This window comes from Streptomyces sp. NRRL B-1347 (genome assembly GCF_000720325.1).
Lineage (GTDB): Bacteria > Actinomycetota > Actinomycetes > Streptomycetales > Streptomycetaceae > Streptomyces.
Genome location: NZ_JOJM01000059.1, coordinates 24,243 through 51,070, shown reverse-complemented (window position 1 = coordinate 51,070; position 26,828 = coordinate 24,243). Strand labels below are relative to the sequence as shown.

Below are 26,828 nucleotides of genomic sequence, written 5' to 3'. Positions count from 1 at the left end.
GAGATGTGTATAAGAGACAGCCGCAGGGGCGATCGGGGGGTGGAGCGTTGCGGTCATGGGGGCCTCTCTGGGGCCGTCGCGGAGCGGCGGAGCTGATGGGGGCGGGTGGGTGGAGACCGTCGCGGAGCGGCGGAGCACGGCCGCGGAGCGGCAGGGCCCCGGGCCGCGGAGCGGCGAAGGCCCGGCGCGGAGCGGCGGCAGGAACAGCCTCCGCCCCGGCCGCCGCCCCCGGCAGACCGCCGCGTTCCTGGCCCTGACACGGCCCCCCACCGCCCCGCCGCCGACCCCTCCGGCCAGGGACAATGGCCGTATGAAGAGCAACGGCGGGACCGAGCTCGGCCGCTATCTGCGGGCGCGCCGCGCCCAGATACGCCCCGAGGACGCCGGGCTCCCGGCCGGCGCGGGCATCCGGCGGACGCCGGGCCTGCGCCGCGAGGAGCTGGCGATCCTGGCCGGGGTGAGCGTCGACTACTACACGCGCCTGGAGCGCGGCCGCGAGTCCAACCCCTCACCGGCCGTCGTCGACGCCCTCGCGCGCGCCCTGCGCCTGCGCGGCGACGCCCACGAGCGCCTGCACGAGCTCGCGGAGCTGGCATCGGGCCGCCTCACGGAACCGCGCCCCACCACGGAGGCCTCCGTCCGCGGCTCCGTGCACCGGATGCTGGAGGCGCTGCGCCCGCTGCCCGCGTACGTGGTGGGCCCGTACAGCGACATGCTCGCCGCGAACGCGCCGGGCCGCCGTCTGCTGCCCGGCCTGTGGGACTGGCCCCCGCAGGAGCGCAACCTCATGCGCTACCTCTTCCTGCACCCCGTGGGCCGCACGCTGTACGTGCCGTGGGAGGAGACGGTCGCCCTGTCCATCGCGCATCTGCGCGCGGTCGGCGGCCGCGACCCGGACTCCCCGCGCCTGACCGCGCTCGTGGGCGAGCTGATGCTCAAGTCCCCCGACTTCGCCCGGCTCTGGGACCGGTACGAGGTCTGCGAGCGCGGCGGCGGCGCCAAGTCCTTCGCCCACCCCAAGGTCGGCCCGATGACCCTCACGTACGAGATCATGTCGCTCGCCCGCACCGGCGGCCAGCGCCTGGTGACCTACCAGGCCGAGCCGGGCACGGCCGACGAGGCCGCGATGCTGCGCCTGGACTCCGCGTCCCGTACGACGGCGGCGGCGGACGGGTCCTAGCGGCCCGCGGCGGTCACTCCTTCCACTCCGCCGAGCACGAACTCCCGTTGCTCGGCAGCTGCTTGTACAGCAGGAACCCGTCGACCTTCGCCTTCACGCACTTGGAGCCGAAGTACCCGGTGTGCCCGTCGCCCTTGTTGTCGAGCACGACCGCCGCCGAGCCGAGCCGCCGCGCGGTCTCCTCCGTCCAGCGGTACGGCGTCGCCGGGTCGCCCCGCGTCCCGACGAGCAGGAGCTTGGGCGTATCGACGTCCCGTACGTCCTCGCGGATGTACGAGGTGCCCGCGGGCCACCCGAAGCACATCAGGACGAGCGTCAGATTGTGCTCGCCGAAGACGGGCGAGACCTCCTCGAACTCCCGCTGGAGCCGCCCGATCTCCTCCTCGACCTTCCGCGCGCCGGGCCGGTCGGGGTCGTCGGCGCAGTTCACCGCGGCGAGCGCGGCGGTCTCGTTGTCCTGCGGCACGTCCTGGCGCCCCAGCCGCTTGCCGAAACCCTTGCCGAGGCCCGCGCCTCCCGCGCCGCCGACGCGCATCAGCGCCCGCGGATCGCCGTCGGCGAGCAGCGCGCCGAGCGCCTGCGACAGGGCGGGCCAGGCCTGCCTGCTGTAGAGCGCAGAGCCGAGGACGCCCACCACGTCCTGCCCGGTGAACTCCGCGCCGTCCGTGGAGCGCAGCGGCATCGCGTCGAGGTCCTTGATGACCTTCACCATGGTCTCCCGGGCCTTCCGCGAGTCGTTGCCGAACACGCACCCGGCGTTCTTCGTGCACCACAGCAGGAAGTTGTCGAGGGCGGTCTGCTGCCCCTCGGCGGACGCGAGCCCCTGCTCGTCGACGGGCTCGGTCAGCGTGTCCACGCCGTCCAGGACCATGCGGCCGACCTTCTTCGGGAACTGCGCCGCGTACACCGCGCCGAGCCGCGTCCCGTACGAGAAGCCCAGGTAGTTGAGCTTCTTGTCGCCGAGGGCCGCGCGCATGACGTCCATGTCGCGCGAGACGTTCACGGTGCCGATGTGCGGCAGCACGGGCCCCGACTCCTTGACGCACCGCTCGGCGGTCCTCCGCAGCTGCTCCAGTACGGCCGCCGCGTCGTCCGGGTCGTCGAGCCCCTCGGGCTCCGGCTCGTCGCCGCAGGTCACGGGGGAGCTCAGGCCGACCCCGCGCGGGTCGAAGCCCACCACGTCATAGCCCTTGCCGAGGTCGCCGAAGCCCTTCAGATCGGCCGCGAGCCCGGCCACGCCGGGTCCGCCGGGGCCGCCGAAGTTCACCAGCAGCGAGCCGCGCTTCTTGCCGCTCGCCTTCACCTTCAGGAGGGCGAGGTCGACGGTGCCGCCCCGCGGCCGCGCGTAGTCGAGCGGCACGGTGAGCGTGCCGCAGCGGACGTCCTCGTTCTTGGTGACCGTCTCCGGCAGGTTCTGCTTCTCCGGTGTGCAGGCGGCCCACTTGATCTTCTGGGCGTAGAAGCGCTTGAGGTCGGGCTGCGGCGGCTCAGCGCCGGTCGCGGCGACGGGCAGGGCCGTGAGGGCCAGGGCGAGGGCGGTGACGCCCGTGAGCGCCGGTGTGCGCACGGCGGCCTCCAAGAGGTGCGGTCCCCCAAGAGGTGCGGTCTAGCGATCCACAGGTCCGGTCCCCAGGTCCGGTCCCCTTGGTCCGGTCCCCTTCCGCAAGGCTAGGCGCCCCGGCCGCACCCCGCCCGCCAAGGACGCCTACGCTCCGTGATCACCGCCGCTCAGGGCCGTTCCAGGATGGCCGTCACGCCCAGGCCTCCGGCCGCGCACACCGAGATCAGGCCCCGTCCGGGCCGCCCGCGCCCGGCGAGCAGCTTCGCGAGGGTCGCCACGATCCGCGCCCCGGTCGCGGCGAAGGGGTGCCCGGTGGCCAGGGACGACCCGGCGACGTTCAGACGGGCCCGGTCCACCGGGGCGAGCCCCCGCTCCTCCCAGGCGGCGAGGGTCGCGAGGACCTGCGCGGCGAACGCCTCGTGGACCTCCACGAAGGCGAAGTCCTCGATGCCGAGCCCGACCCGCTCAAGGAGCCGCGGCACCGCGTGCGCCGGGGCCATGAGCAGCCCGTCCTCGCCCCCGGCGACATCACCGCGTACGAAGTCGACGCCCGCCGTCTCGTACGCGGTCAGATACGCGAGCGGCGTGAGCCCGCGCTCCGCGGCCCAGGCGTCGCTGCCGAGGAGCGTCACGGCCGCGCCGTCCGTCAGGGGCGTGGAGTTCCCCGCGGTCAGGGTGGGTCCTGGCCCGTCGAGGCCGAAGACGGGACGCAGCGCGGCGAGCTGCTCCGCGCTCGTGCCCGGCCGCAGGTTCTGGTCCCGGGCCAGGCCGCGGTAGGGCACGACCAGGTCGTCGAAGAAGCCGCGCTCGTACGCCGCCGCGAGGCGCCGGTGGCTCGCGGCGGCGAGTTCGTCCTGCGCGGCCCGCGTGATGCCCCGCTTCCGGGCCGTCACGGCGGCGTGCTCGCCCATGGAGAGCCCGGTGCGCGGCTCGGCGTTGCGCGGGACGTCCGGTACGAGGTGCCGGGGCCGCAGCCGCGCGAGCGCCCGCAGCCGCGCCCCCGCGGACCTCGCCCGGCGCGCGGCGAGCAGCACCTTGCGCAGCTCGTCGTTCACCCCGAGCGGCGCGTCGCTCGCCGTGTCCACGCCACCCGCCACAGCCGCGTCGAGCTGCCCGAGCACGATCTTGTTGGCGGCCGCGACGACCGCCTGAAGCCCGGTGCCGCACGCCTGCTGGACGTCGTACGCGGGCGTGCGCGGGTCGAGCCGGGAGCCGAGCACGGTCTCGCGGGCCAGCTGGAAGTCCCGGCTGTGCTTGAGCACCGCGCCCGCCACCAACTCCCCCACCGCGCCGGGCCCTTCGAGCCCGTAGCGGTCGACGAGGCCGTCGACGGCCGCCGTCAGCATGTCCTGGTTCGACGCGGTGGCGTACGGTCCGTCGGCGCGGGCGAAGGGGATGCGGCAGCCGCCGACGACGGCGACGGGGCGGGTGCGGAAGGCGCGCGTCAGCGCACTCGCGCGGTCCGCGGGTACGACCTGGGTGACGGGATTCGTCGGCATCTCTCGACCAGCTCCTGACCCTTGAGTAACCTTACTCAAGGGTAAATTGAAGCAGACGTACGCCCGTTGGGAAGCGGCCGGACGTCTGCTCGCCCCGCCGAGACCGACCGAGCTGGGAGCTGGGCCATGGCCGACCGCTATCTGACGTTCACCCGCACCGCCCCCGGCCGGTTCCTCACCCGCAGGCTCGGCCTGCCCCGGCCCGTGCCGCTGCGCCGCTGGTCGCCCGAACACCCCGCGCTCGACGGGCCGTTGCTGCACCTCACCGCGGGGGACGTACCGCTGCCCGGTCTGCACGAGGTCCTGGTCCGCACCGGACTGGCGCCGCACACCGGCCCGTTGGGCACGCGACGGCCCGCCGCCGTCGTCCTGGACGCGACCGGCGTCGCCACCGTCACCGCCCTCGTGGACGTGCACGCCACGCTGCACCCCGTGGTCCGCTCGATCGCGGACTGCGGCCGCGTCGTGGTCCTCGGCGCGCCGCCCTCCCCCGCCGACCACCACCAGGCCGCCGCGCAGCAGGCCCTCGACGGGTTCGTCCGCTCCCTCGCCAAGGAACTCGGCCGGGGCAGGACCGCGACGCTCGTCCGCACCACCTCCGCGGCCGCCGCCGAGACCACCCTGCGCTTCCTCCTCTCGCCGAAGTCCGCGTACGTCAACGGCCAGACCGTCGAGGTCACCCACGCCGCCCCCGACGAGCACGCGCCCGGGATCCACGACCCCGCCAGGCCGTTGGCGGGGCGCACCGCACTCGTCACCGGCGCCGCGCGCGGCATAGGCGAGGCGGTGGCCCGGGTCCTGGCCCGCGACGGCGCCCACGTCGTCGCCCTCGACGTGCCCGCCGCGCGCACCGACCTCGTCCGCGTCGCCGCACGCGTCGGCGGCGAGCCGCTGGCCCTCGACATCACCGCCGACGACGCGGGCGAGCGGATCGCCGCCGCGCTGCCCGACGGCCTCGACGTCCTCGTCCACAACGCGGGCATCACGCGCGACCGGCGCCTCGCCAACATGGCCGCCGACCGCTGGAGTCCGGTCATCGACGTCAACCTGGGCAGCGTCCTGCGCACCACGGACTTCCTCCTGAAGTCCGGCACGCTGCGGCGCGGCGGCAGCGTCGTCGCCACCGCGTCCATCGCGGGGCTCGCCGGGAACGCCGGGCAGACCAACTACGCCGCCAGCAAGGCGGGCGTCGCAGGCCTGGTCCGGTCCCTCGCGCCCCGGGCCCTCGGCGAGCACGGCATCACCGTCAACGCGGTGGCCCCCGGCTTCATCGAGACCCGCATGACCGCGGCCGTGCCCCTCCTCATCCGCGAGGCCGGGCGCCGTTTGAACTCCCTCGCGCAGGCCGGTCAGCCCGTCGATGTCGCAGAGACGGTGGCCTGGCTGGCCCTCGGCGGGGTGAACGGCCAGGTGGTACGGGTGTGCGGCCAGAGCCTCCTGGGCGCGTGACGCCACCGCTGAGCTCGAACCACGCCCCCTCTTTCCCACCCACCCGCCAGAACCTCCATGGCTTCGCCCGCCTGACCCCGACGCGGAGCGCTGCGCCACGTGTCTGCTTCCAGCAGAGCCGCCCTACAGAAAGGCCCCCATGCCCTGGCCTCCGCTCCCCCTCACCCTCCTCAAGGGCGCCCTCCTCTCCCCCTTCAAGCGCCCGGGCACCGGCCGCAGTGACGCCCCGGGCCTGCGGGCCCGCGCCCGGGCCGCGCCCGGCCGGGTGGAGCCGTACCGCCGGGTCTGCGGATTCGCCCCCACCGGGGACACCGTCCCCCTGCCGTACCCGCACGTGCTCGCGTTCCCCCTCACCACCCGCCTCCTGGCCGCCAGGGCCTTCCCGCTGCCCCTGCTCGGCCTGGTGCACACCTCCATCGAGGTCGTCCAGCACCGCGCCCCGCGGCTCACGGACGAGCTGGACCTCACGGCGTACGTGGCGGGACTGGCCCCGCACCACCGCGGCACGCAGGCCACCCTCGCCGTGGCGGCGGCCGTCGGCGGGGCGGTCGTCTGGGAGTCCCGCAGCACCTACCTCGCCCGCCACCGGACCGGGACGACAGCGGCACCGCGCCGGAGCCGGGGCGACGAGCCCCCGCTCCCCGCCCGGGCGGAGTGGCGGCTCGCGGCCGACCTGGGCCGCCGCTACGCCGCCGTCTCCGGCGACCGCAACCCCATCCACCTGCACCCGCTCACGGCCCGCCCCTTCGGCTTCCCGCGCGCGATCGCCCACGGCATGTGGACGTTCGCGCGCTGCCTTGCGGAGTACGGACCGGCCGGAACGGAACCGGTGCGTGTGACCGCCGAGTTCCGGGCGCCCGTACCGCTGCCATCGACCGTCACGTACGGCTGTCAGGGGCAGGACTTCGAGCTGCGGGACAGCACGGGACGGCCGCATCTGCGCGGCCGGGTGGAGCCGCTAGCGGGGCGGTGACCAGGGGCGGCCCTCCATGAGGTCGCCGAGTCCCGCCCAGGCGAAGTTCATGAGCGTGGCGGCGGCCTCCTTGGCCGGGACGGACGGCTCCGCGTTGGCCCACCCGGCGAGCGACTCCGCGGCGCCCACGAGGGCGTGCGCGAGCCCCGCGACCTCGCGGTCGGGCAGCGACGGGTCCCGGTGGGCGGCCCGCGCCGCCGCCCCGATGAGCGCGGTCACGAAGGCGACGATCTCCGCCCGCAACCCGTTCACCTCGGCGGCGAACGGCTCGCCGACCGTGCGCGCCTGGCTGTGCAGCACGGCCCAGGCGTCCGGGTGGAGCGCGGTGTGCTCGAAGAACGCCCGCAGGCCGTCCCAGAGCTGCTGGTCGGCGGGCGCGTCGGGGCTCACTGCCGTGCGCACGGCCCGGGTGAGCGCGGCGGCCTCACGCCGGATGCAGGCGGTGAACAGGTCTTCCTTGGAGTTCAGATACAGATACACGAGCGGCTTGGAGACCCCGGCGAGCTCCGCTATCTCGTCCATGGACGCGGCCCGGTACCCGCGCTGCCCGAAGGTCCGCACCGCCGCGTCGAGCATCTGCCGCTCGCGCACGGCCCGCGGCATCCGCTTCTGCCGCCCCCGTTTGCCGGCCTCCCCGGCCTTGCTCCCGGTCTTCACAGCTCCCACCCCGGCCGCCCGCCCTTCCGCACCAACCGTCCACGGATCAGCGTACGACCCACCACCGACACCCCCGCGTACGACCGTGCCCCGCACCGGAGTTCCGGGTGCGGGGCACGGTCGTACGGCAGGAACGCTCGCCTACGCGGCGGCGGGCAGCGGCCCTTCGTCCAGCGGGTCGTCGAGCGGCGACGCGGACGCGTGCGCGTACGCCTCGCGGTCGAGGATGTTCTCGCGCGCGGCGACCACGACGGGCACGAGAGCTTGTCCTGCGACGTTCGTGGCGGTGCGCATCATGTCCAGGACCGGGTCGATGGCGAGCAGCAGGCCGACGCCCTCCATGGGCAGGCCGAGCGTGGACAGGGTCAGGGTCAGCATGACCGTGGCGCCCGTGAGGCCCGCGGTGGCGGCGGAGCCGACGACCGACACGAAGGCGATCAGGAGGTACTCCTTGATGCCCATGTTCACGTCGAAGATCTGCGCGACGAAGATCGCGGCGATCGCCGGGTAGATCGCGGCGCAGCCGTCCATCTTGGTGGTGGCGCCGAACGGCACCGCGAAGGACGTGTACTCCTTCGGCACGCCGAGGCGCTCGGTGACCTTCTGCGTGACCGGCATCGTGCCGACCGAGGAGCGCGAGACGAAGGCCAGCTGGATGGCGGGCCAGGCGCCCTTGAAGAACTGGAGCGGGTTGACCTTGGCGACCGTGGAGAGGAGCAGCGGGTAGACGCCGAACATCACCAGGGCGCAGCCGATGTAGATGTCCGCGGTGAACGTGGCGTACTTGCTGATCAGGTTCCAGCCGTAGTCGGCGATGGCGAAGCCGATGAGGCCGACGGTGCCGATCGGGGAGAGCTTGATGACCCACCACAGGGCCTTCTGGAGCAGCGTGAGGATCGACTCGCTGAGGTCCAGGATCGGCTTGGCCTTCTCGTCGCCGATCTTGAGGATGGCGACGCCCGCGACGGCGGCCATGAAGACGATCTGCAGGACGTTCAGCTCGGTGAACGGCGTGATGACGTCCGTCGGGATGATGCCGGTGAGGAAGTCGATCCAGGAGCCCTCGTGCTCGGGCTTGGCACCGTCCTTCGGGGTCAGCCCCGTGCCCGCGCCGGGGTTGGTGACCAGGCCGATGACGAGGCCGATGACGACCGCGATCAGCGACGTGATCATGAACCAGAGGAGCGTGCGGGTCGCCAGCCGGGCGGCGTTGTTGACCTTCCGCAGGTTGGTGATCGAGATCAGGATGGCGAAGAACACCAGCGGGGCGACGGCCAGCTTCAGCAGGCCGATGAAGGTGTCGCCGACCTTCGACAGGGTGGTGACGAGCCAGCTGATGTCCTGGCTGCGGGCGAGCCAGCCGAGCAGCACGCCCAGGACCAGACCGCCGAGGATCTGGGCCCAGAAGGGCAGCTTCAGGAACTTGGGTATCCGGAAGCCGGATCGGGGCTCGTCGGTGGGGGACGCGGAATTCGCGGACACGGACACACTCCGGGTAATGACGGGGGACGTGAGGAGCGGCGACCGCGAAAGGGTCACGGGCGCCGCTGCAGTGCAGGTGTCGAAGTCGTTCAGATGACGCGACAGGCCGCGGACATGCAGCGGCAGAGATCGACATGCAGGCGCTCCACGAGCGGGACGCTGCGCAGGCGCGCCACGAGCGGGACGCTCATGGCGTTGCGGTGCGCGGCTGCTGTCTTCATGTCGAACACGTTAACACTTGAACTTTGAGTACATCAAAGCCCTTGTTTGAGGTAGGAGGGGTCCCAAGCGTCCCAGAAACGGCAGAACCCCGGTACCGGAGCGGCATGCTCCGGTACCGGGGTTCCCTGCGTGTGTGACGAACCTTACGACTGCGCGGGCCGCACGGCCGCGTGGTGCGCGGCCGTCGCTACTGCGCGGTGCGCGCGGCGTCGTCGGCGCCGTCCTCCTGGGTGCGGTTGCGCTCCAGGCTGGCCTTGACGTTGTCGACCTTCGCGACGACCTTCTCCGACGCGCGGTCGCGCTCCTTGCGCAGGAGCACGAAGCTGAGGGGCGCGGAGACCACCAGGGAGAGCAGCGCCACCCACAGGAGGTTGGAGCCGCCGAGTCCGCGCGGCACGATGCCGGAGTAGACGAGGCCCCAGACGACCAAGAAGCAGCCCGCGAAGATCCCGAGGCGCATCAGCGTGTAGCGGAGCATGTCAATCCACTCTTCCGTTCCGACATAGGCCCGAGCATCCCGAATCAGCCCGAGCTGGACGAGCCCCTCCAGTGAAGCACGGCGGCGCGCCCCGGCAGGAGCCGGGTCAGAGCCGCATCGGCTGCGGCGACTCGCGCAGCTCCCGGTCGGGCCCCGCGAACTCGCGGATGACCTCGTAGCGCGTGTTGCGCTCCACCGGGCGGAAGCCGGCCTCGCGGATCAGGTCGAGCAGGTCGTCGCGGGTCAGCTTGTTCGGCGTGCCGAAGTTGTCCGCGTCGTGGGTGATCTTGTACTCGACGACGGAGCCGTCCATGTCGTCCGCGCCGTGCTGGAGCGCGAGCTGCGCGGTGGCGAGGCCGTGCATGACCCAGAAGACCTTGACGTGCGGCACGTTGTCGAAGAGCAGCCGGGAGACCGCGAAGGTCTTGAGGGCCTCGATGCCGGAGGCCATCTTCGTGCGGGCCTGGAGGCGGTTGCGGACCTTGCCGTCCCGCACGTCCACGAAGTCGTGCTGGTAGCGCAGCGGGATGAAGACCTGGAAGCCGCCGGTCTCGTCCTGGAGCTCACGCAGGCGCAGGACGTGGTCGACGCGGTGGCGGGGCTCCTCGATGTGTCCGTACAGCATCGTCGAGGGGGTCTTCAGACCCTTCTCGTGCGCCAGGCGGTGGATGCGGGACCAGTCCTCCCAGTGGGTCTTGTGGTCCACGATGTGCTGCCGGACCTCCCAGTCGAAGATCTCGGCGCCGCCGCCGGTCAGCGACTCCAGACCGGCGTCGATCAGCTCGTCGAGGATCTCCGACGCGGACAGGCCCGAGATGGTCTCGAAGTGGTGGATCTCGGTGGCCGTGAAGGCCTTCAGGGAGACGTGCGGCAGCGCGGCCTTCAGCTCCCGCAGCGAGCGCGGGTAGTAGCGCCAGGGGAGGTTCGGGTGCAGGCCGTTGACGATGTGCAGCTCGGTGAGGTTGTCGGCCTCCATCGCCTTGGCGAGCCGGACGGCCTCCTCGATGCGCATCGTGTACGCGTCCTTCTCGCCCGGCTTGCGCTGGAAGGAGCAGTACGCACAGGAGGCCGTGCACACGTTGGTCATGTTGAGGTGCCGGTTGACGTTGAAGTGCACCACGTCGCCGTTCTTGCGGGTGCGCACCTCGTGGGCGAGACCGCCGAGCCAGGCCAGGTCGTCGGACTCGTACAGGGCGATGCCGTCCTCGCGGGACAGCCGCTCACCGGAGCGGACCTTCTGCTCCAGCTCGCGCTTGAGCCCTGCGTCCATTGCCGTACCTCTATCTCTCCGAACGACCTGCGACAGACCCGCCCAACGGTACTCCCCCACCCTTCGGGCGGGAGGGGGCCCCATACGGCGCTCCGCGCCTACACCTCTTCGGGCAGTTCCCCGACCCGGTTCTCCCACTTCGTAGAGAGGACGATCGTCGTCCGCGTGCGCGAGACGCCCTTGGTGCCGCTGAGGCGGCGGATGGTCTTCTCCAGGCCGTCCACGTCGCTGGCGCGGACCTTGAGCATGTACGAGTCGTCGCCCGCGATGAACCAGCAGTCCTCGATCTCGTGCAGGTCGCGCAGGCGCCGGGCGACGTCCTCGTGGTCGGCGGCGTCGGACAGCGAGATGCCGATCAGCGCGGTGACGCCGAGGCCGAGGGACGCGGAGTCGACCGTCGCGCGGTAGCCGGTGATGACGCCGGCCGCCTCCAGGCGGTTGATGCGGTCGGTGACGCTGGGCCCGGAGAGGCCGACGAGGCGCCCGAGCTCGGCGTAGGAGGCACGGCCGTTCTCGCGCAGAGCCTGGATGAGCTGCCTGTCCACGGCATCCATAGGTCGAAGCCTTTCATTATTTAGCGTTTTCGCGAGTCTACGTGTAGAATCTAAGGCGTAACAGGGTCTAGACCCTGTGAATCTTCCGGATGTTCAGCCGATCAACGACGATCCTTCGAATTCTTCAGGAGTGTTCCCCGTGTACACGATCGAGATGGCCTACGCCCGTATGCGCGAGCTTCAGGACCAGGCCAACCGCTCGCGTGCCCACCTGTCCGCCGCCGCAGCGCGCAAGGCCAAGAAGCGCGCCGCCAAGAAGCGCTAGCCCCGTCGCGGGGATGCGGAGCAGCGCCAGCTGCGGGTTCGTCGTGATCGGGTGCGGGTTCACCGTGGCTGGTCGCGCCCACGCGGCGCAGCCGCAGTTGTCACAGCCCCGCGCCCCTTCGGGGCGCCCCTGTCTGGGGCGTTCACCTCTCACGAGAGCTGGCTCCTAGCTCTCCCTTCCAGCGGCGGTACAGCTGGTGCGGCACCCCTGCCGCGTCCAGCGTCCGCCCCGCGACGAAGTCCACCAGATCCTGGATGTGCGTCGCCCCCGCGTAGAACGCCGGAGAGGCGGGCAGCACGATCGCGCCCGCCTCGTCCAGGCTCACCAGGTGCCGCAGCGTCTGCCCGTTCAGCGGTGTCTCCCGCACGCAGACCACGAGCCGCCGCCCCTCCTTGAGCGTCACGCTCGCCGCGCGCTGCAGCAGGTCCTTCGAGAGCCCCAGCGCCACCCCGGCCACGCACGCCGTGGACGCGGGCACGATCAGCATCCCCTTCGTCGCGTACGAACCCGACGAGGGCCCCGCCGCCAGGTCACCGGCCGCCCAGTAGCGCACGTCGTCCGTGCACACCCGGAACGTGTCCGGCTTGCCGTCCGCACCCCGCGCCAGCCACTGCTCCAGGTCCTCGCGCCAGTGCGCGTCCCGGAACGAGATGCCGGTCTCGTCGAGCAGCGTCAGGCGCGAGGCCCGCGAGACCACCAGGTCCACGCTCTCGCCGGCCTCCAGCAGCGCCCGCAGGACCGCCGCGGCGTACGGGGTGCCGGAAGCGCCCGACACCCCCACGACCCAGGGCCTACGCTCCGTATCTCCCGCGTTCACGCCCCGCAGCCTATCCACGGGCCCGGTGCGCCCCGTCATACCGTGAGCCCGCGCACCAGCAGGTCGAGCAGCGCGCACACGAAGAGCGCGATCCCGATGAAGCCGTTGACCTGGAAGAAGGCGCGGTTGAGGCGGGACAGGTCGTGCGGCCGCACGATCGAGTGCTCGTACAGGAAGGCACCCGCGACGATCAGCAGGCCGAGCCAGAAGAACGCGCCCGCGCCGGTGGCCACGGCGTACCAGACGAACAGCGCCGTCGTGATCGTGTGGCAGGCGCGCGCGCCCCAGACGGCGGCCGGGACGCCGAACCGCGCGGGCACCGAGAGCACGCCGACCTCCCGGTCGGTCTCCACGTCCTGGCAGGCATAGATCAGGTCGAAGCCGCCGATCCACACGCCCACCGCGAGGCCCAGGATCACCGCCGTCCAGGACCACTCGCCGGTGATCGCGAGCCAGGCGCCGATCGGCCCGATGGCCTGCGCGACGCCGAGGATCGCCTGCGGGAAGTTGGTGAACCGCTTGCCGTACGGATAGACGACCATCGGGATCACCGCGACCGGCGCGAGCGCCAGGCACAGCGGGTTGAGCAGCGCGGCGGAGCCCAGGAAGACCACGACGGCGACGAGCGCGCCGGTCCACGCGGACTTCACCGTGACGGCGCCGGTGACCAGCTCGCGGTGCGCGGTGCGCGGGTTACGGGCGTCGATCTCGCGGTCGATGATGCGGTTCGCGGCCATCGCGAAGGTGCGCAGGCCCACCATGCAGATGGTGACCAGGAGCAGCCGCCCCCAGTGGATGTTCTTGTCCCACTCGTACATCGCCGTCAGGGAGGCGATGTAGGCGAAGGGCAGCGCGAACACGGAGTGCTCGATCATGACGAGCCGCAGGAAGGCTTTCGTACGTCCCGGCTGCGGCAGCGCGGCGGAAGCGGAACTCACAGGCCGTACTCCCTCCAGCGGCGGTCCACGAGCGCCGCCGTGTCCGGGTCCGACTCGACCATGTCCGGCCAGCCGCCGTCGCGCGTGTAGCCCTCCTCGGGCCACTTCTTCGTCGCGTCGATGCCCGCCTTGCCGCCCCAGAACTGCTGGTACGAGGCGTGGTCGAGGTGGTCCACCGGACCCTCCACCACCGTCAGGTCGCGCGCGTAGTCGGTGTTGCCGAGCGCCCGCCACGACACCTCGTGCAGGTCGTGGACGTCGCAGTCGGAGTCCACGACCACGATCAGCTTGGTCAGGGACATCATGTGCGCGCCCCAGATGGCGTGCATGACCTTCTGCGCGTGCTTCGGGTACTTCTTGTCGATCGAGACGATCGCGCAGTTGTGGAAGCCGCCCGACTCCGGCAGGTGGTAGTCCACGATGTCCGGCACGATGATCTTCAACAGCGGCAGGAAGAACCGCTCGGTGGCCCGGCCGAGGGGCCCGTCCTCGGTCGGCGGACGGCCCACGACGATCGACTGGAGCAGCGGCCGCTTCCGCATCGTCACGCAGTCGATCGTCAGCGCGGGGAACGGCTCCTGCGGCGTGTAGAAGCCGGTGTGGTCGCCGAAGGGCCCCTCGGGGAGCATCTCGCCCGGCTCCAGCCAGCCCTCCAGGACGACCTCGGCCTGCGCGGGCACCTGGAGCGGCACGGTCTTGCAGTCGACCATCTCGATCCGCTTGCCCTGCAGGAAGCCCGCGAAGAGGTACTCGTCGATGTCGCCGGGCAGCGGCGCGGTGGACGCGTACGTCACGGCGGGCGGGCAGCCGAAGGCGATGGCGACCGGCAGCTTCTCGCCCCGGCGCGCGGCCACCTGGTAGTGGTTGCGGCTGTCCTTGTGGATCTGCCAGTGCATGCCGATGGTGCGCCGGTCGTGGCGCTGGAGCCGGTAGAGCCCGAGGTTGCGGACCCCGCTCTCCGGGTCCTTCGTGTGGGTGAGCCCCAGGTTGAAGAAGGAGCCGCCGTCCTTCGGCCAGGTGAACAGGGCGGGCAGCCGGTCCAGGTCCACGTCCTCGCCCCGGAGCACGACCTCCTGCACCGGCGCGTCCTTGACCTTCTTCGGCGGCACGTGCGTCATCGCGCCGAGCTTCCCGAAGGCCTCGCGCACGCCGACGAAGCCCTGCGGCAGCTCCGGCCTGAGCAGCCCGCCGATCTTCTCGCTGATCTCGCCGTACGACTTCAGGCCGAGGGCCTTGAGCAGCCGGCGGTCGGTCCCGAACACGTTCATCGCGAGGGGCATGTCGCTGCCCTTGACGTTCTCGAAGAGGAGCGCCGGGCCGCCGGACTTCTGGACGCGGTCGACGATCTCGCCGACCTCCAGATACGGGTCGACCTCGGCCTTGATCCGCTTCAGATCGCCCTCGCGCTCCAGTGCCCTCAGCAGAGAGCGGAGATCGTCATAAGCCATGCGGTCAAGTATCGGTCACCGGCTACCCTGGCCCCGTCACCGGGTACGCCCGGCGCCCGCACTCCGCTCTCTGGGGGATCTCCGACCCATGCTCAGGTATCTGCCGTTCCTGCTGGTCCTGGCCGTGTGGATCTACGCCTTCATCGATGTGCTCAACACCCCCGAGAAGGAAGTGCGCCACCTGCCCAAGGTGGTGTGGGTCATCATCGTGCTCCTCTTCGGCGAGGTACTCCTCGGCCCGATCGCCTGGTTCGTCACCGGCAAGAAGCGGGGGCCTGCGACCGGCCGGGCGAACGGCTCCCGCGGGGGCTGGGTCGCCCCCGACGACAACCCCGACTTCCTGAAGGGCCTGAACAAGGACCTCGACAAGGACACGGACAAGCGCGACGAGGGCAAATAGCCCGTCCGGCGTTTGAGGACGAGGCGCGGAGCGCCGACAGGGCGGGGGTGCGGGGGCGGAGCCCCCGGATCGGGAAGGGGCGGGTCCGGGGCGTCCCGCGAGGGCACTATGTCCCCATGACGATCCCCACCGTCGATCTGCGGGCCTGGCGCTCAGGAGAGCCGGCCGCCCGGGGCCGGATCACCGCGGCCGTGGACGAGGGCCTCCGCACCGCCGGCTTCCTCCTGGTCACCGGCCACGACGTGGCCCCCGCCCTGCGCGCCACGATCCGCGAAGAGGCCCGTTCCTTCTTCCGGCTGCCGCCCGAGGCCAAGCAGCCGTACTCCGTACGAGTGGGTGCCCGCGGCTGGCTCGGCCCCGGCGCGGAGGCCAACAGCTACGCGGAGGGCACCCCCTCGCCGCCGGACCTGAAGGAGTCGCTGTCCTTCGCCGCCGACGAGCCGACCGGCGACGCGGCCGTCGACGCGGAGTGGTTCGCGCCCAACACCTGGCCCGCCGAGACCCCGGGCCTGCGCGGCCCCGTGGAGACGTATCTGCGCCTGATGCGGACGCTCTCCGACCAGCTCCTCGAAGTGCTCGCGGCCGCGCTCGGCGAGCCCGAGGACTTCTTCACCCGCCACACCGGCCACCCCACCTGGGGCTTCAACATCAACTGGTATCCGGGGCGCGACCGGGTCGGCACCCCCGAGCCGGGCCAGTTCCGCATCGGCCCGCACACCGACTTCGGCACGGTCACCGTCCTCGACCGGCAGGCGGGCCGGGGCGGGCTCCAGGTGTTCACGGACGCCGACGGCTGGCAGGACGCGCCCTGGGACCCGGAGGCGTTCACGATCAACATCGGCGATCTGATGGCGCGCTGGACCGGCGGCCGCTGGCGCTCCGGCCGCCACCGCGTCCTGCCGCCCCCGGCCGACGTGCCCGCCGAGGAGCTGATGTCGCTGGTGTACTTCTACGAGTGCGACCCGGGCACGGACGTGCGCGGCACCGACTCGCACACCTATCTGCGCGCCCAGCTGGACTCGATCGCCTCCGACTGAGCCGGTTCAGTCCCCGCGCAGCACCAGGGCGAGCAGCCCGGGGAAGCGCGCGTCGAACTCCTCGCGCCGCAGCCGGTTCACCCGCCGCGGCCCCTCGTCGCGCTGCTCGACGAGGCCCGCGGCCCGCAGCGCCGCGAAGTGGTGGCTCAGCGCCGCCTTGCCGACGGGCACGTCGAAGCTGCCGCAGGCCCGCGACCAGTCCGCCGAGCCCGCGAGTTCCCGCACGAGCCGCAGCCGTACGGGGTCGGCGAGCGCGGCGAGGGCCTCCTGCACGGTGACGTCGTCGAGGCGCGCGTGCACGGGGGCCGCGCGGTGGCTGGTGCGTGGGGCCACGGGCCCGCCTCCTCGTTCTCGGGGAAGGACTTGCAGAGTGTTCGATGAAAACCATACAGTCCCGAGTGTTCAATTCAGATCGAACACAATGCACCGGGAGACACGCATGCGCGCAGTCCAGCTCCACGAGTTCGGCGGGCCCGAGGTCCTGAAGGCCGTCGAGACCGGCGCCCCCGAGCCGGGTCCCGGGCAGGTCGCCGTCGACGTCGCGTACACCGGCGTGAACTTCGCCGACCTCAAGGCCCGCGCCGAGGGCTACCGCGTGCCGGGCCTGCCGTTCGTGCCCGGCCTCGAAGTGTCGGGGCGGGTGCGCGCGGTGGGCGCGGGCGTCGAGGGCATCGAGGCCGGCCAGGAGGTCGCCGCGCTCACGGCGGGCGGCGCCTACGCCGAGGTGGCCGTCGCGGACGCCGCCACCGTCTTCCCGGTCCCGGCCGGAGTCGATCTGCGCACCGCCGCCACGCTGCCCACCGTCCTGCCCACCGCCCACGCCCTGCTCCACGAGGTCGGCCGGCTCCGCGCGGGCGAGACCGTGCTCGTGCAGGGCGCGGCGGGCGGGGTCGGCACCGTGGTCGGCCAGCTGGCGAAGGCCGCGGGGGCCACGGTCCTCGGCGTGGTGTCGAGCGCGGCCAAGGCCGAGTACGCCCACCGGTACGGCTACGACGAGGTGTTCGTCGACAGCGGGACCGGTTTCGCGGCGCAGGCCCGCGCGGCCACCGGCGGGCACGGCGTCGACCTCGCCCTCGACCCCGTCGGAGGCGCCGCCTTCCGCGCCGGACTCGACGCGCTCGCCACCTTCGGCCGCCTGGTCTCGTACGGCAACGCGAGCTCGGCCGAGCCGTGGCGCGTGGGCCAGGCCGAGCTGTTCCCGGGCACGCGGTCCGTGGCGGGCTTCTCCATCCTGACGCTGGCCAAGGAGGACCCGCGGGCGCTGCGCGCGATCGCCGAACGCGCCTTCCGGGCGGTCGCCGACGGCACCGTCACCCTGCCCGTCACCGCCGAGTTCCCCCTCGAAGAGGCCGCGCGGGCCCACGAGCTGATGGGCGGCCGCACGACGACGGGCAAGCTGCTGCTGCGCGTGAACCCGGCGGACTAGCTACGGCCCGGTGGACCGGGCGTAGTCCGCGCGCAGTTCGCGCCACCGGTCGAGGCTCCACGTCGACCAGTCCTTCGGCCGTCCGTCGAGCGCGTCCACCAGGAACCCGAAGTGGTCGTGCCACCCGGCGAGGCAGTCGAGCCGGAACGAGTCCTCGCCGGTGAGCTCGTTGGTGAAGCGCAGCGTGGTGCCCGCGCTCCCCGCGGGCTCCAGGTGGAACCGGCAGCGCCCGTGCAGGTCGATCGTGTACTCGGCGACGACGTCCGGGTCCCAGGCGGTGACCTGCCCGGAGTGGACCGCGTCCGCCGGGGTCTCGTTGTTGAGCCAGCGCAGGCTCACCGCGCCGCCGAGGCGCGGCTCGAACACGTCGGCGGCGGCGAGCCACCCCGGAAGCCCCTCCGGGGTGGCCACCGCCCGCCACACCTCCGCCACCGGGTGCGGCAGGCGCAGCACCCAGTGGAGCGTGTGCGTGTCCCCCTCGGTCCGGCTCGTCCCCCGCTCGATGAATCCACTGACATCGCTCATGGGCCAAGCCTCACGCACACGGTCCCCCGGGTCACGCATCCACTACGGGCGTTCGCCCGCCTTGTCGACGACCTCGCGGTCCACGACGGCGGTGCTCTCGGTCACCTCGCCCTCCTTGCCGTGCGACCCGTCCTCGGTCAGGACGGCCCGCGTGCCCAGGTACTGCTTGGTCTTCTTGTCGAAGATCAGCTCGGTGCGCACGTCGTCGCCGTCGTCCTCCCAGGTGATGGCGACCCCGTGCCGACCGGCGGCGTCCTCGACGTCGTCGACCAGCTCGACGCCGGGGATCTTCGTCGCGGCGAGGTACATGGCGGCGGCCTGCTCCGGCGGCATCAGCGACTCCATCACCATGTCCCCCAGGAGCACGAAGGGCTTTCCGTTCGTCTCCTCCTTCGACACCCTGTTCAGCCAGTCGAGCATGTTGACCGGGTCGGTCGGCAGCTTCTGCAGGTTGCGGTAGTTCGTGGCCGCCTCGTAGGGCTTCGGCTCGACGGGGTCGCCGTTCTCGTCCCTCGCCTCCACCTCGTCCTCCAGACGCTCGTAGTTCGCGTCGTTCGCGGGCTCGTGCAGCATCTCCGTGTGCTTGCCGTCGACGGAGAGCCAGATCTCCCGGTCGTGCAGGGCCTCCTGCTTGCCGCCGTCCCGGAAGCTCACCTTGCTCTTGATGTAGACGAACTGGTCGTCCTCGATGCCCTTCGGCACGGACTGCTGCCGCTTCGCCGCGTCCGCGATCCGCTCCAGCATCCGCACCGTCTCCTTCGACGGCGGCCCGGCCTGCGCCGCATCGCCGCCGAACGGCTGGGCGACCACGAGGCCCGCGGCGACCGCCGCCACCACCGCCCCCGCGACCAGGGAGGGCCGCAGCCAGCCCCTGCCCCCGGCGCTCGGCACCGCAGTGGTGCTCTCTTGGTTCTCCTGCCGGATCTCGCTCAACAGATGCTCCTTCAGGCGCAGATGGCGGCCCGGCGGAAGGTCCCGCTCCAGCGGGGTCGGGAAGTCAGCACGGTCATTGGGTGACTTCATCGGACGCCCTCCTCAATAGGCCCGACCGCGGTGGTGCGGTCATCTCTCACCTGTCCGCGCCCTTTGGGTGGTTCCATGTGTTTCGCGAGCTTTTTCCGGGCCCGTGAGAGGCGCGACCGCACCGTCCCGACCGGGACGCCGAGCGCGCTCGCCGCCGCCTCGTAGCCGAGCCCCGACCACACGCACAGCGCGAGCACCTCGCGCTCGGCCCGGCGCAGCTTCGCGAGCGCCGTGCGGACGAGGGCCAGCTGCTCCTGGTCGTCGACGCGCCCGGCGATCTCGTCGGCGAAGTCGGCGACGGCCTCGGCGCGCGGCAGCCGGGCCACGGCGGCGGCGTGACGGCGGCTCGCGCGCCGCTGGTTGCGGGTCACGTTCGTGGCGATGCCGAGCAGCCACGGCCGCAGCGAGCCGCCGTCCGCGTCGGCCTTGTCGCGCAGCCGCCACGCCTCCAGGAAGGTCAGCGACACGACGTCCTCGGCCGTCGACCAGTCCCCCGTCAGGCGATAGGCGTGGTTGTAGACGGAGCGGGCGTAGCTGTCGAAGAGCTCCCCGAACGCGTCGGGGTCGGAGCCCCGGATCCGTACGCGTAACTGCCGTCGCTGTGCCGCGAGTTCCCCCTCATTCATCTCCACGCCCTGTTGTCTGTCCGTACGACGAAGGCCGGTTCCCGTGACCTGGGTCACGGAAACCGGCCTTCGGGGCCTTGCGGGGTCAGACCCCGGCGTACGAGTGCTTGCCGCTGACGAAGATGTTCACGCCGTAGTAGTTGAACAGCCAGCAGCCGAAGGCGATGAGCGCCAGGTAGGCGGCCTTGCGGCCCTTCCAGCCCGCGGTGGCGCGCGCGTGCAGATAGCAGGCGTAGGCGACCCAGGTGATGAAGGACCAGACCTCCTTGGGGTCCCAGCCCCAGTAGCGGCCCCAGGCGTCGCCCGCCCAGATCGCGCCCGCGATGATCGTGAACGTCCACAGCGGGAAGATCGCGGCGTTCATGCGGTACGTGAACTTGTCGAGGGAGGCCGACGCGGGCAGCCGCTCCATGACGGAGGTCGCGAACCTGCCGGGCGTGCCGCCGCTCTGCAGCTTGGCCTCGTAGCTGTCCTTGAACAGGTACGCCGCCGTGGACACCGCGCCGACGTAGAAGGCGGCGCCGCAGAAGATCGCGGTGGAGACGTGGATCCACAGCCAGTACGAGTGCAGCGCGGGAACCAGCTGGTCGCTGTCGGTGTACAGGACGGTGACGGCGAGGCCGAGGTCGAGCAGGACCGTGGTGATCAGCGGCAGGCCGATCCAGCGGACGTTCTTCTTCAGGGCGAGCAGCGCCAGGAAGACGCCGATCGCGACCGTGGAGAAGGTGATGTTGAACTCGTACATGTTGCCCCACGGCGCGCGCCGCACCGAGAGCGCGCGGGTGAGGACACCACCGGCCTCGACGAGGAAGCCGAGGGCGATCATGGAGACGGCGATGCGGCCGTAGAGGTCGCCCTGCTCGTCACCGGCGGCGGCACCGGGGCCGTCCGGCACGTCACGGCTGCCCGCGACGGCGCGGGTGACGACCTTGGGCGCGGCCTTGGGCCGCTCCAGGGTGGCCGTGCCGCCCTTGGCCCGCACGGTGACGGCGGGACCGGAGGAGGCCGACGCCTTGGCGGCATCCGCGTCGGCCGCACCGTCGGAGGTGAGCGCGGCGGCCGTGCGGGCGACCTTGCTGCGGCTGCCGAACAGCCACTCCGCCATGAGCGCGAAGAAGGCGAGGAGGTAGACGGCCATCGCGGAGTAGATCAGCACATTGCTGATGTTCGCGAGGTTCTCATTGGGTTCGGCGGCGAGGGTGGTGGCGAGCGTCACTTCTCAGCCCCTTCGGCAGGAACATCGGGGGTGGGGTGGGATGGGTCGGTGGCCGGGCTGGCCGTGCTGTCCGTGCCCGGGGATTCGGTGTCCTTGCCGGACGCCTCGGCGGCCTCAGCGGTGTCGGCGGTGTCATCCGTGCCGGCGGCTTCCGAGGCCTTCGGGGTCTCGGCGGCCTCCGGTTCCGCCGTGCTCGGAGCCCGCTCGTGCAGGGTCTCCGCAAGCGCGGCCAGCTCCTCGGGCACCTTCGCGGACTCGCTGCGGCCCAGGCCCGCCATCTCGACGACCGTGACGCCGTCGGCGCCCCGCACCGCCCGGACCCAGACGCGGCGGCGCTGGATGAACAGCGAACCGGCGAGGCCCGCGATCGCGGCGATCGCGCCGCCGAGGGCCCAGCCGCTGCCCGGCTCCTGGGAGATCTGGAAGGTCGCCCACTGCTTGAGCTCCTTCTCGAAGGTGATCGACCCGGCGCCGTTCGGCAGCTTCATGGTCTCGCCGACCTTGAGCCGCTTCTTCAGCAGCTCGCCCTCGGCGTCCTTGAACTTCTTCATCTTCCGCGTGTCCAGCTGGTACACGTTCTGCGGGATGCCGGAGTCCACACCGAGGCTGCCGTGGTACGCGGAGAGCGCGAGCCGCGGATTGAAGGGCGCGGGGAACTGGGAGAACATCTGGCCGTTGCCCTCGCCCGCGAACGTCGGCACGAAGAAGGCGTTGAAGCCCAGCTGCTCCTTCTTGCCGTTCTTGTCGCGGTAGCCGTCGAGGATCTTGATGGCGCCGGTGGCCGTGCCCATCGAGTCGATGGGCAGGAGCGGCACGGAGACGCGGGAGACGACCTTGCCGCGCCCGTCGCGGACGGTGACCGTGGGCGCGTACCCGTGGCCGATGAGGTAGACCTTCGTGCCGTTGACCTCAAGAGGCTTGTTGACCTCGATGGCCTTCTTCTTCTCCGGCCCGTCGGCGCCCTCGCTGTAGGTCACGTGCGCCTTGTAGGTGCGGGCGGTGCCGCGCTGGGGCCCGGACATCTCGTACGTGCCCTCGAAGCTGCGCAGCTTGAAGCTGAACGGCTCCAGCTCCCCGGTGCTGAACAGGCTGCCGGACTTGAAGTCGTCGTACTGCGTGAGCGTGTTGGAGAAGCCGTCGCCCTCCATGATCAGCTTGCCGCCCTCGGACTTGAACAGCTGTCCGGCGGCGAAGGCGATCAGGAGCACGATGAGCGCGATGTGGAAGGCCAGGTTCCCGGCCTCGCGCAGATAGCCCTTCTCGGCGGCGACGGCCCCGCCCACCTCGTGGGAGCGGAAGCGCCGCTGCTTGAGCAGCGCGAGCGCGGCCTCGTTCACCTGCTCGGGCGAGGCGTCGGTGCGCCAGGTGGTGTACGCGGGCAGCCGGGTCAGCCGCTTGGGCGCGGCCGGCGGGCGGCCGCGGAGCTGGCCGACGAACTGCCAGGTGCGCGGCACGATGCAGCCGATGAGCGAGACGAAGAGCAGGATGTAGATCGCGGAGAACCACACCGAGCTGTAGACGTGGAACAGGCCGAGCTTCTCGTAGATCGGCGCGAGCGTGGTGTGGGTGTCCTTGAAGTCCTGGACCTTCAGCTCGTCGGTGCCCTGCTGCGGGATGAGCGAGCCGGGGATCGCGCCGAGCGAAAGCAGCAGGAGCAGGAGCAGCGCGACCCGCATGGAGGTCAGCTGCCGCCAGATCCACCGGAACCAGCCGATGACGCCGAGCGACGGCAGGTTCGGGGCGCCGCCGCCCGTCGCCTCGTCGAGGGGGGCGGTGGACAGCTGTGCGCCGGCCGCCCCGAGGTCGTCCTGGGCGACGGTCTCGTCCCGGGTGGTCGTGGTCTTGCTCATGGATCAGATCCCCACCGAGTAGCTGTTCGACCAGACCTGCATCTGCTGCATGACGCTGTCCCAGACGCCGGTCAGCATCAGCAGCCCGGTCACGATCATCATGCCGCCGCCGATCCGCATCACCCACGCATAGTGCCGCTTCACCCAGCCGAACGCGCCGAGCGCCTTGCGGAACGCGACGGCCGCGAGGATGAACGGGATGCCGAGCCCGAGGCAGTACGCGACTCCGAGGAGCGCGCCCCGCTGCGGGTCGGCGCCCTCGAAGGACAGGACGTTGACGGCCGCGAGCGTCGGGCCGATGCACGGCGTCCACCCTACGGCGAACAGGGCGCCCAGTATCGGGGCCCCGACGAGCCCGGTGGCGGGCCGCTTGTGGAAGCGGAACTCCCGCTGGGTGAGCCAGGGCATGAGGCCCATGAAGAAGAACCCGAGCAGGATCATCACCACACCGAGCACGTTCGTGATGGTGCTCTGGTGCTCCCGCAGGCTCTCCCCTAGCGCCCCGACGAACATCCCGGCGGGCACGAAGATCGCGGTGAAGCCGAGCACGAAGAGCCCGGCCCCCGCGACCATCCGGCCGCGCTTGGCCTCCTCCAGGTCCTGCCCGGTCACCCCGGTCACGTACGAGAGGTAGCCCGGCACCAGCGGCAGGACGCACGGGGAGAAGAACGAGACGAGGCCGCCGAGCACCGCGACGGGGATCGCGAGCAGCAGCGCTCCGCTCATGACGGTCTGGTTCGGCCCGGACGCGGCGAGCGTGTGGGCGGCGGCGATGGCGGTCGACACGTCGGTCACTTCTCCGCGACCACGGGGTCGATCATCTTGCGCAGCTTCTCCTCGCTGAGGGGCTGCTGCGAGCGCGCGGCGATCTTCCCGTCCTTGTCGATGACGAGGGTGGACGGGATGAAGTTCGGGTTGAGCGTGCCCCGCGGGAAGCGCAGCATCAGCTTGCCCATCGGGTCGTACAGGCTCGGGTACGGCACGCCCTTGTCCTTCTCGAAGGCGATGGCCGGGCCCTTCTCGGGGTCGCGGGCGTTGATGCCGACGAACTCCACGCCCTTGGGCTTGGTCTCCTTGGCCACCTTCGCGAAGCTCGGCGCCTCGGCGCGGCACGGCGGGCACCAGGAGCCCCAGACGTTGACGACGACGACCTTGCCCTTGTAGTCGCCGAGGCTGAGCTTCTCGCCGTCGAGGGTCTCGCCGTCGAGGTCCGGCGCGTCGCGCCGGTCGGCCTTCTTCGCGGTGGAGATGCCGTCGGTGCCGGTGACGAAGTTCGTCTTGCCCGAGCCGCCCGACGTGCCGCCCGAACTGCAGGCCGTCAGGGTGAGCGCGGCGGCCGCCGCAGCCGCCGCCAGCGCGGTCACACGGCTGCGACGACGGCTGGCACGGCGGTCAAGACTGCGGTTCTGGCTGCGGGGGGCGCGGCAGGCGGCACTCATGTGAAAAGTTTCGCATGCCCGATTCGAGGATCTTCGACGCCCCCCGCAGTAGCGGAAAGTCCCATTTCAGACAGGGTTTCCGCGCGTTTTCCAGCCGGTGTTTCAGGCGGCGTCGCCGGTGCTGCCGGTGTCCTTCTCGGCGTCCTTGCGGGAGCCGCCGGAGCCGGCGTCGGACAGGAAGCTCTTCCAGCCGCCCGCGGGCTTCTGGCCGACCTCAAGGCTGCGCAGCTTGGCGAGGACCTCGGGCTTCTGTACGTCGAGCCAGTCCACGAACTGCCGGAAGGAGACCATGCGGACGTCCTTCTTCCCGGCGATGCCCTTGATGGCGGCCTCGACGGCGTCCATGTAGATGCCGCCGTTCCACTCCTCGAAGTGGTTGCCGATGAAGAAGGGCGCGCGGTTCGACTCGTACGCGCGCTTGAAGCCGGAGAGGTAGGCCTCGGTGGCCTGCTTGCGCCAGCCCGGGTAGTTGGCCGGCGGGGCCTTCGTGGAGTTCTTCGACTGGTTGGCGAGGATGTTGTAGTCCATCGACAGGACCTCGAAGGAGTGCCCCGGGAACGGGATCTGCTGCAGGGGCAGGTCCCAGACGCCCAGCTTCTTCTCGGGCCACTTCTGGCGGCCGCCGGGCGAGGAGGCGTCGTAGCGCCAGCCGAGCTTCTTGGCGGTCGGCAGCAGGTTGTTCTGGCCGAGCAGGCACGGCGTGCGGCCGCCGACCAGCTCCTTGTCGTAGTCGAACGGCAGCGACGGCAGGTCCGTCCAGCCCGTGTTCGTCCGCCACTTCTTGACGAAGGACTTGGCCTGGTCGATCTCGCTCTGCCACTGGGCGGGCGTCCAGTTGCCGACGGTGCCGCTGCCCGCGCAGAAGTGGCCGTTGAAGTGCGTGCCTATCTCGTGGCCTTCGAGCCACGACTGGCGGACGTACTTCAGGGTCTCCTTGATGTGGCCGTCCGTGAGGTAGCCGATGTCGGAGGCGCCGACGGGGTTGTTCGGCGGCCGGTAGAGCCGCTTCTTCGACTCGGGCAGCAGATAGAGCCCGGAGAGGAAGAACGTCATCTTGGCGTCGTGTTCCTCGGCGAGCTTCAGGAAGCGCGGGTACAGGCCGTTGCCGACCTCGCCCGCGCCGTCCCAGGAGAAGATCACGAACTGCGGCGGCGTCTCCCCCGGCTCAAGCGGGCGGGGCGCCTCCGGCTGCTTGGGCTGCTTCCCGGTGAACGCCGTGGAGCCGTCACCGATCGGCTTGGCCGGGCGCTCCGGCGTGGCGCCGCCGCCCTTGCCCTTGTCGGCGGCCGAACCCGATTCCCCGGAGCCGGAGCCGCAGGCGGTGAGCCCGAAGGCCGCCGCGGCACCCACGCCCAGGCCTATCGCGCCCCGTCGGCTGAGCGCACCACGGCTCGCGGCCGCTGCTCCGCCGCCCAGTTCCGGGTCCGTCCGGCTGTCGTCGCGCATTCCATCCCCATTCGTCGCGCCCTCGGTTGTGCAAAGGACAACCACTTAGAGGGCACGACGCCGGGGCGGGTTCCGGCCAAGCCGGACCTATTCGGGTCCTATTACAGAGAACAGACATTCCACGCCATAGGGTGGCCACCCCACTACCCGCCGCGCACAGCAACCTCACAGGGAACACTCGGCCCTGCAGGGGCGCCCCGAAGGGGCGCGGGGAACTGCCCGCCGGTTCCCCATGAGCGCCGCCGCACAGGACCGCCCTCAAGGGGCGCGGGGAACTGCGCGCCCAGCCACGACGAACCGGCAGCCGCAGGCACGACGGCAAGCGGCAGCAGCAAGCCCGGCCCCGCAGGGGCCAGCCCGCTCAAGCCCAGCGCACCGGCTACGCCCCGAAGGCCTTGGCCTTCCCCTTAACCGGCTTGGCCCCGGCCAACAGGTGCTTCGGCACGAGATCCCGCGCCGGCTCCGAGTACCCCACCGACACGATCTTGTCGCCGCGGTAGGTGAACGACGTCAGCGAGGCGAGCGTGCACTGCCGCTTGCGCGGGTCGTGCCAGAGCCGCCGCTTCTCCACGAAGCTGCGCACGATCCAGATCGGCAGCTGGTGGCTGACGCACACCGCCTCGTGCCCGCGCGCCGCGTCCCGCGCCGCGTCGAGCGCGCCCATCATCCGTACGACCTGCTCGATGTACGGCTCGCCCCAGGACGGCTTGAAGGGGTTGACCAGGTGCTTCCAGTTGTCCGGGTTCTTCAGGGCGCCGTCGCCGACACCGAAGGTCTTGCCCTCGAAGACGTTGGCGGCCTCGATGAGCCGCCCGTCCGTCGCGAGGTCGAGCCCGTGGGTCTTGGCGATCGGCGCCGCCGTCTCCTGCGCCCGGTCGAGCGGCGAGGCGACGACGTGCGTGACGTCCCGCGCCGCCAGGTGCTCGGCGACCCGGTCGGCCATCTGCCGCCCCAGCTCCGAGAGGTGGTAGTCGGGCAGGCGCCCGTACAGGATGCCGTCGGGGTTGTGCACCTCGCCGTGGCGCATCAGGTGGACGACGGTCAGCT

The 26,828-nt window shown here is 71.6% G+C and carries 28 protein-coding genes; 7 read left to right on the top strand and 21 right to left on the bottom strand.

What is annotated here, in order from left to right; translation table 11 throughout:
• The first annotated feature begins 310 nt into the window (after window positions 1-310).
• The gene (locus IG74_RS0134725) at window positions 311-1,180 is read left to right on the top strand and encodes a helix-turn-helix transcriptional regulator (protein ID WP_030685415.1); all 870 of its coding nucleotides are present in this window, start codon (window positions 311-313) and stop codon (window positions 1,178-1,180) included.
• A 13-nt stretch (window positions 1,181-1,193) separates the two neighbouring features.
• On the opposite strand, the gene IG74_RS0134720 is transcribed toward IG74_RS0134725, so the two are convergent.
• Together IG74_RS0134720 and IG74_RS0134715 are read right to left on the bottom strand one after the other, a co-directional pair.
• Window positions 1,194-2,747: an alpha/beta hydrolase gene (locus IG74_RS0134720; protein ID WP_234334546.1), complete on the bottom strand. Its 1,554-nt coding sequence runs from the start codon at window positions 2,745-2,747 to the stop codon at window positions 1,194-1,196.
• A gap of 161 nt (window positions 2,748-2,908) precedes the next feature.
• Window positions 2,909-4,240, bottom strand: a complete 1,332-nt coding sequence (locus tag IG74_RS0134715) for an acetyl-CoA C-acetyltransferase (protein WP_078869287.1) — start codon at window positions 4,238-4,240, stop codon at window positions 2,909-2,911.
• Between the two features lie 126 nt (window positions 4,241-4,366).
• Here IG74_RS0134715 and IG74_RS0134710 point away from each other — a divergent pair, with 126 nt between their 5' ends.
• Both IG74_RS0134710 and IG74_RS0134705 read left to right on the top strand, forming a co-directional pair.
• On the top strand, window positions 4,367-5,689 hold the full coding sequence (locus IG74_RS0134710) for a 3-oxoacyl-ACP reductase (protein WP_030685411.1): 1,323 nt from the start codon (window positions 4,367-4,369) through the stop codon (window positions 5,687-5,689).
• A 139-nt stretch (window positions 5,690-5,828) separates the two neighbouring features.
• Entirely contained in the window at window positions 5,829-6,662 is an 834-nt protein-coding gene (locus IG74_RS0134705; RefSeq protein ID WP_030685409.1) for a MaoC/PaaZ C-terminal domain-containing protein, read from the top strand.
• Here IG74_RS0134705 and IG74_RS0134700 read toward each other — a convergent pair.
• The 6 genes from IG74_RS0134700 to IG74_RS0134670 all read right to left on the bottom strand — a co-directional run bounded on the left by IG74_RS0134700 (window position 6,648) and on the right by IG74_RS0134670 (window position 11,325).
• Window positions 6,648-7,328, bottom strand: coding sequence for a TetR/AcrR family transcriptional regulator (locus IG74_RS0134700; protein ID WP_420709995.1), 681 nt, complete (start codon window positions 7,326-7,328; stop codon window positions 6,648-6,650). The two genes, IG74_RS0134705 and IG74_RS0134700, sit on opposite strands and share 15 nt — an antisense overlap.
• Before the next feature lie 132 nt (window positions 7,329-7,460).
• A complete protein-coding gene (locus IG74_RS0134695; RefSeq protein ID WP_030685406.1) occupies window positions 7,461-8,801 on the bottom strand; it encodes a dicarboxylate/amino acid:cation symporter in 1,341 nt (446 codons plus the stop codon).
• Window positions 8,802-8,890: 89 nt separating this feature from the next.
• The gene (locus IG74_RS54270) at window positions 8,891-9,022 is read right to left on the bottom strand and encodes a hypothetical protein (protein ID WP_267885626.1); all 132 of its coding nucleotides are present in this window, start codon (window positions 9,020-9,022) and stop codon (window positions 8,891-8,893) included.
• 188 nt (window positions 9,023-9,210) lie between these two features.
• Window positions 9,211-9,501 carry a DUF4229 domain-containing protein gene (locus IG74_RS0134680; RefSeq protein WP_030685404.1) on the bottom strand — a complete coding sequence of 97 codons (291 nt, stop codon included), beginning with the start codon at window positions 9,499-9,501 and terminating at the stop codon, window positions 9,211-9,213.
• A 106-nt stretch (window positions 9,502-9,607) separates the two neighbouring features.
• On the bottom strand, window positions 9,608-10,771 hold the full coding sequence (gene mqnE, locus IG74_RS0134675; protein WP_030685402.1) for an aminofutalosine synthase MqnE: 1,164 nt from the start codon (window positions 10,769-10,771) through the stop codon (window positions 9,608-9,610).
• 98 nt (window positions 10,772-10,869) lie between these two features.
• A complete protein-coding gene (locus IG74_RS0134670; protein WP_030685400.1) occupies window positions 10,870-11,325 on the bottom strand; it encodes an Lrp/AsnC family transcriptional regulator in 456 nt (151 codons plus the stop codon).
• Between the two features lie 139 nt (window positions 11,326-11,464).
• On the opposite strand from IG74_RS0134670, the gene IG74_RS54265 reads away from it, so the two are divergent.
• The gene (locus IG74_RS54265) at window positions 11,465-11,590 is read left to right on the top strand and encodes a hypothetical protein (RefSeq protein WP_267885627.1); all 126 of its coding nucleotides are present in this window, start codon (window positions 11,465-11,467) and stop codon (window positions 11,588-11,590) included.
• A 142-nt stretch (window positions 11,591-11,732) separates the two neighbouring features.
• Here the strand turns inward: IG74_RS54265 and IG74_RS0134660 are convergent, their stop codons facing one another.
• Genes IG74_RS0134660 through IG74_RS0134650 form a run of 3 tightly spaced genes read right to left on the bottom strand, consistent with a single transcriptional unit; the run spans window position 11,733 to window position 14,793 of the window.
• Window positions 11,733-12,407 carry a UbiX family flavin prenyltransferase gene (locus IG74_RS0134660; RefSeq protein ID WP_107059097.1) on the bottom strand — a complete coding sequence of 225 codons (675 nt, stop codon included), beginning with the start codon at window positions 12,405-12,407 and terminating at the stop codon, window positions 11,733-11,735.
• A 35-nt stretch (window positions 12,408-12,442) separates the two neighbouring features.
• Window positions 12,443-13,345 carry a menaquinone biosynthesis prenyltransferase MqnP gene (mqnP, locus tag IG74_RS0134655; RefSeq protein ID WP_030685396.1) on the bottom strand — a complete coding sequence of 301 codons (903 nt, stop codon included), beginning with the start codon at window positions 13,343-13,345 and terminating at the stop codon, window positions 12,443-12,445.
• Window positions 13,342-14,793 (bottom strand): menaquinone biosynthesis decarboxylase, encoded by a 1,452-nt coding sequence (locus tag IG74_RS0134650; RefSeq protein ID WP_030685392.1) that lies wholly within the window; start codon window positions 14,791-14,793, stop codon window positions 13,342-13,344. The genes mqnP and IG74_RS0134650 overlap by 4 nt, the downstream gene beginning before the upstream one ends.
• Window positions 14,794-14,881: 88 nt before the next feature.
• Between IG74_RS0134650 and IG74_RS0134645 the strand changes: the two genes are divergently transcribed.
• Window positions 14,882-15,193 carry a PLD nuclease N-terminal domain-containing protein gene (locus tag IG74_RS0134645; protein ID WP_030685390.1) on the top strand — a complete coding sequence of 104 codons (312 nt, stop codon included), beginning with the start codon at window positions 14,882-14,884 and terminating at the stop codon, window positions 15,191-15,193.
• Between the two features lie 116 nt (window positions 15,194-15,309).
• A complete protein-coding gene (locus IG74_RS0134640) occupies window positions 15,310-16,230 on the top strand; it encodes an isopenicillin N synthase family dioxygenase (protein WP_030685387.1) in 921 nt (306 codons plus the stop codon).
• Window positions 16,231-16,236: 6 nt separating this feature from the next.
• On the opposite strand, the gene IG74_RS0134635 is transcribed toward IG74_RS0134640, so the two are convergent.
• Window positions 16,237-16,563 carry an ArsR/SmtB family transcription factor gene (locus IG74_RS0134635; RefSeq protein WP_030685386.1) on the bottom strand — a complete coding sequence of 109 codons (327 nt, stop codon included), beginning with the start codon at window positions 16,561-16,563 and terminating at the stop codon, window positions 16,237-16,239.
• A 106-nt stretch (window positions 16,564-16,669) separates the two neighbouring features.
• Between IG74_RS0134635 and IG74_RS0134630 the strand changes: the two genes are divergently transcribed.
• Window positions 16,670-17,656 carry a quinone oxidoreductase family protein gene (locus tag IG74_RS0134630; protein WP_030685383.1) on the top strand — a complete coding sequence of 329 codons (987 nt, stop codon included), beginning with the start codon at window positions 16,670-16,672 and terminating at the stop codon, window positions 17,654-17,656.
• Here the strand turns inward: IG74_RS0134630 and IG74_RS0134625 are convergent, their stop codons facing one another.
• From IG74_RS0134625 to IG74_RS0134585, 9 genes are all read right to left on the bottom strand, one after another.
• On the bottom strand, window positions 17,657-18,181 hold the full coding sequence (locus IG74_RS0134625; protein WP_030685381.1) for an SRPBCC domain-containing protein: 525 nt from the start codon (window positions 18,179-18,181) through the stop codon (window positions 17,657-17,659).
• 42 nt (window positions 18,182-18,223) lie between these two features.
• Window positions 18,224-19,204, bottom strand: coding sequence for a CU044_5270 family protein (locus IG74_RS0134620; protein ID WP_051855992.1), 981 nt, complete (start codon window positions 19,202-19,204; stop codon window positions 18,224-18,226).
• The gene (locus IG74_RS0134615; protein WP_030685370.1) at window positions 19,201-19,830 is read right to left on the bottom strand and encodes an RNA polymerase sigma factor; all 630 of its coding nucleotides are present in this window, start codon (window positions 19,828-19,830) and stop codon (window positions 19,201-19,203) included. Before IG74_RS0134615 ends, IG74_RS0134620 begins: the two co-directional genes overlap by 4 nt.
• Before the next feature lie 85 nt (window positions 19,831-19,915).
• The gene (ccsB, locus tag IG74_RS0134610) at window positions 19,916-21,046 is read right to left on the bottom strand and encodes a c-type cytochrome biogenesis protein CcsB (RefSeq protein WP_030685368.1); all 1,131 of its coding nucleotides are present in this window, start codon (window positions 21,044-21,046) and stop codon (window positions 19,916-19,918) included.
• Complete coding sequence (resB, locus tag IG74_RS0134605; protein WP_030685367.1) at window positions 21,043-22,896, bottom strand: cytochrome c biogenesis protein ResB; 1,854 nt, start codon at window positions 22,894-22,896, stop codon at window positions 21,043-21,045. Before resB ends, ccsB begins: the two co-directional genes overlap by 4 nt.
• Before the next feature lie 3 nt (window positions 22,897-22,899).
• Window positions 22,900-23,670 (bottom strand): cytochrome c biogenesis CcdA family protein, encoded by a 771-nt coding sequence (locus tag IG74_RS0134600; protein WP_030685365.1) that lies wholly within the window; start codon window positions 23,668-23,670, stop codon window positions 22,900-22,902.
• Between the two features lie 17 nt (window positions 23,671-23,687).
• Window positions 23,688-24,335: a TlpA family protein disulfide reductase gene (locus IG74_RS0134595; protein WP_030685361.1), complete on the bottom strand. Its 648-nt coding sequence runs from the start codon at window positions 24,333-24,335 to the stop codon at window positions 23,688-23,690.
• Window positions 24,336-24,437: 102 nt separating this feature from the next.
• Window positions 24,438-25,781: a hypothetical protein gene (locus IG74_RS0134590; RefSeq protein WP_030685360.1), complete on the bottom strand. Its 1,344-nt coding sequence runs from the start codon at window positions 25,779-25,781 to the stop codon at window positions 24,438-24,440.
• Window positions 25,782-26,160: 379 nt separating this feature from the next.
• Window positions 26,161-26,808, bottom strand: coding sequence for a histidine phosphatase family protein (locus IG74_RS0134585; RefSeq protein WP_051855998.1), 648 nt, complete (start codon window positions 26,806-26,808; stop codon window positions 26,161-26,163).
• Window positions 26,809-26,828: the final 20 nt, after the last annotated feature.

Bases quoted from the DNA above. Each gene is read 5' to 3' on its own strand.
- IG74_RS0134725 (WP_030685415.1), top strand. From the start codon at position 311: ATGAAGAGCAACGGCGGGACCGAGCTCGGCCGCTATCTGCGGGCGCGC.
- IG74_RS0134715 (WP_078869287.1), bottom strand. From the start codon at position 4,240: ATGCCGACGAATCCCGTCACCCAGGTCGTACCCGCGGACCGCGCGAGT.
- IG74_RS0134710 (WP_030685411.1), top strand. From the start codon at position 4,367: ATGGCCGACCGCTATCTGACGTTCACCCGCACCGCCCCCGGCCGGTTC.
- IG74_RS0134705 (WP_030685409.1), top strand. From the start codon at position 5,829: ATGCCCTGGCCTCCGCTCCCCCTCACCCTCCTCAAGGGCGCCCTCCTC.
- IG74_RS54270 (WP_267885626.1), bottom strand. From the start codon at position 9,022: ATGAAGACAGCAGCCGCGCACCGCAACGCCATGAGCGTCCCGCTCGTG.
- IG74_RS0134680 (WP_030685404.1), bottom strand. From the start codon at position 9,501: ATGCTCCGCTACACGCTGATGCGCCTCGGGATCTTCGCGGGCTGCTTC.
- mqnE (WP_030685402.1), bottom strand. From the start codon at position 10,771: ATGGACGCAGGGCTCAAGCGCGAGCTGGAGCAGAAGGTCCGCTCCGGT.
- IG74_RS0134670 (WP_030685400.1), bottom strand. From the start codon at position 11,325: ATGGATGCCGTGGACAGGCAGCTCATCCAGGCTCTGCGCGAGAACGGC.
- IG74_RS0134650 (WP_030685392.1), bottom strand. From the start codon at position 14,793: ATGGCTTATGACGATCTCCGCTCTCTGCTGAGGGCACTGGAGCGCGAG.
- IG74_RS0134645 (WP_030685390.1), top strand. From the start codon at position 14,882: ATGCTCAGGTATCTGCCGTTCCTGCTGGTCCTGGCCGTGTGGATCTAC.
- IG74_RS0134640 (WP_030685387.1), top strand. From the start codon at position 15,310: ATGACGATCCCCACCGTCGATCTGCGGGCCTGGCGCTCAGGAGAGCCG.
- IG74_RS0134630 (WP_030685383.1), top strand. From the start codon at position 16,670: ATGCGCGCAGTCCAGCTCCACGAGTTCGGCGGGCCCGAGGTCCTGAAG.
- IG74_RS0134625 (WP_030685381.1), bottom strand. From the start codon at position 18,181: ATGAGCGATGTCAGTGGATTCATCGAGCGGGGGACGAGCCGGACCGAG.
- IG74_RS0134620 (WP_051855992.1), bottom strand. From the start codon at position 19,204: ATGAAGTCACCCAATGACCGTGCTGACTTCCCGACCCCGCTGGAGCGG.
- IG74_RS0134615 (WP_030685370.1), bottom strand. From the start codon at position 19,830: ATGAATGAGGGGGAACTCGCGGCACAGCGACGGCAGTTACGCGTACGG.
- resB (WP_030685367.1), bottom strand. From the start codon at position 22,896: ATGAGCAAGACCACGACCACCCGGGACGAGACCGTCGCCCAGGACGAC.
- IG74_RS0134595 (WP_030685361.1), bottom strand. From the start codon at position 24,335: ATGAGTGCCGCCTGCCGCGCCCCCCGCAGCCAGAACCGCAGTCTTGAC.
- IG74_RS0134590 (WP_030685360.1), bottom strand. From the start codon at position 25,781: ATGCGCGACGACAGCCGGACGGACCCGGAACTGGGCGGCGGAGCAGCG.
- IG74_RS0134585 (WP_051855998.1), bottom strand. From the start codon at position 26,808: ATGCGCCACGGCGAGGTGCACAACCCCGACGGCATCCTGTACGGGCGC.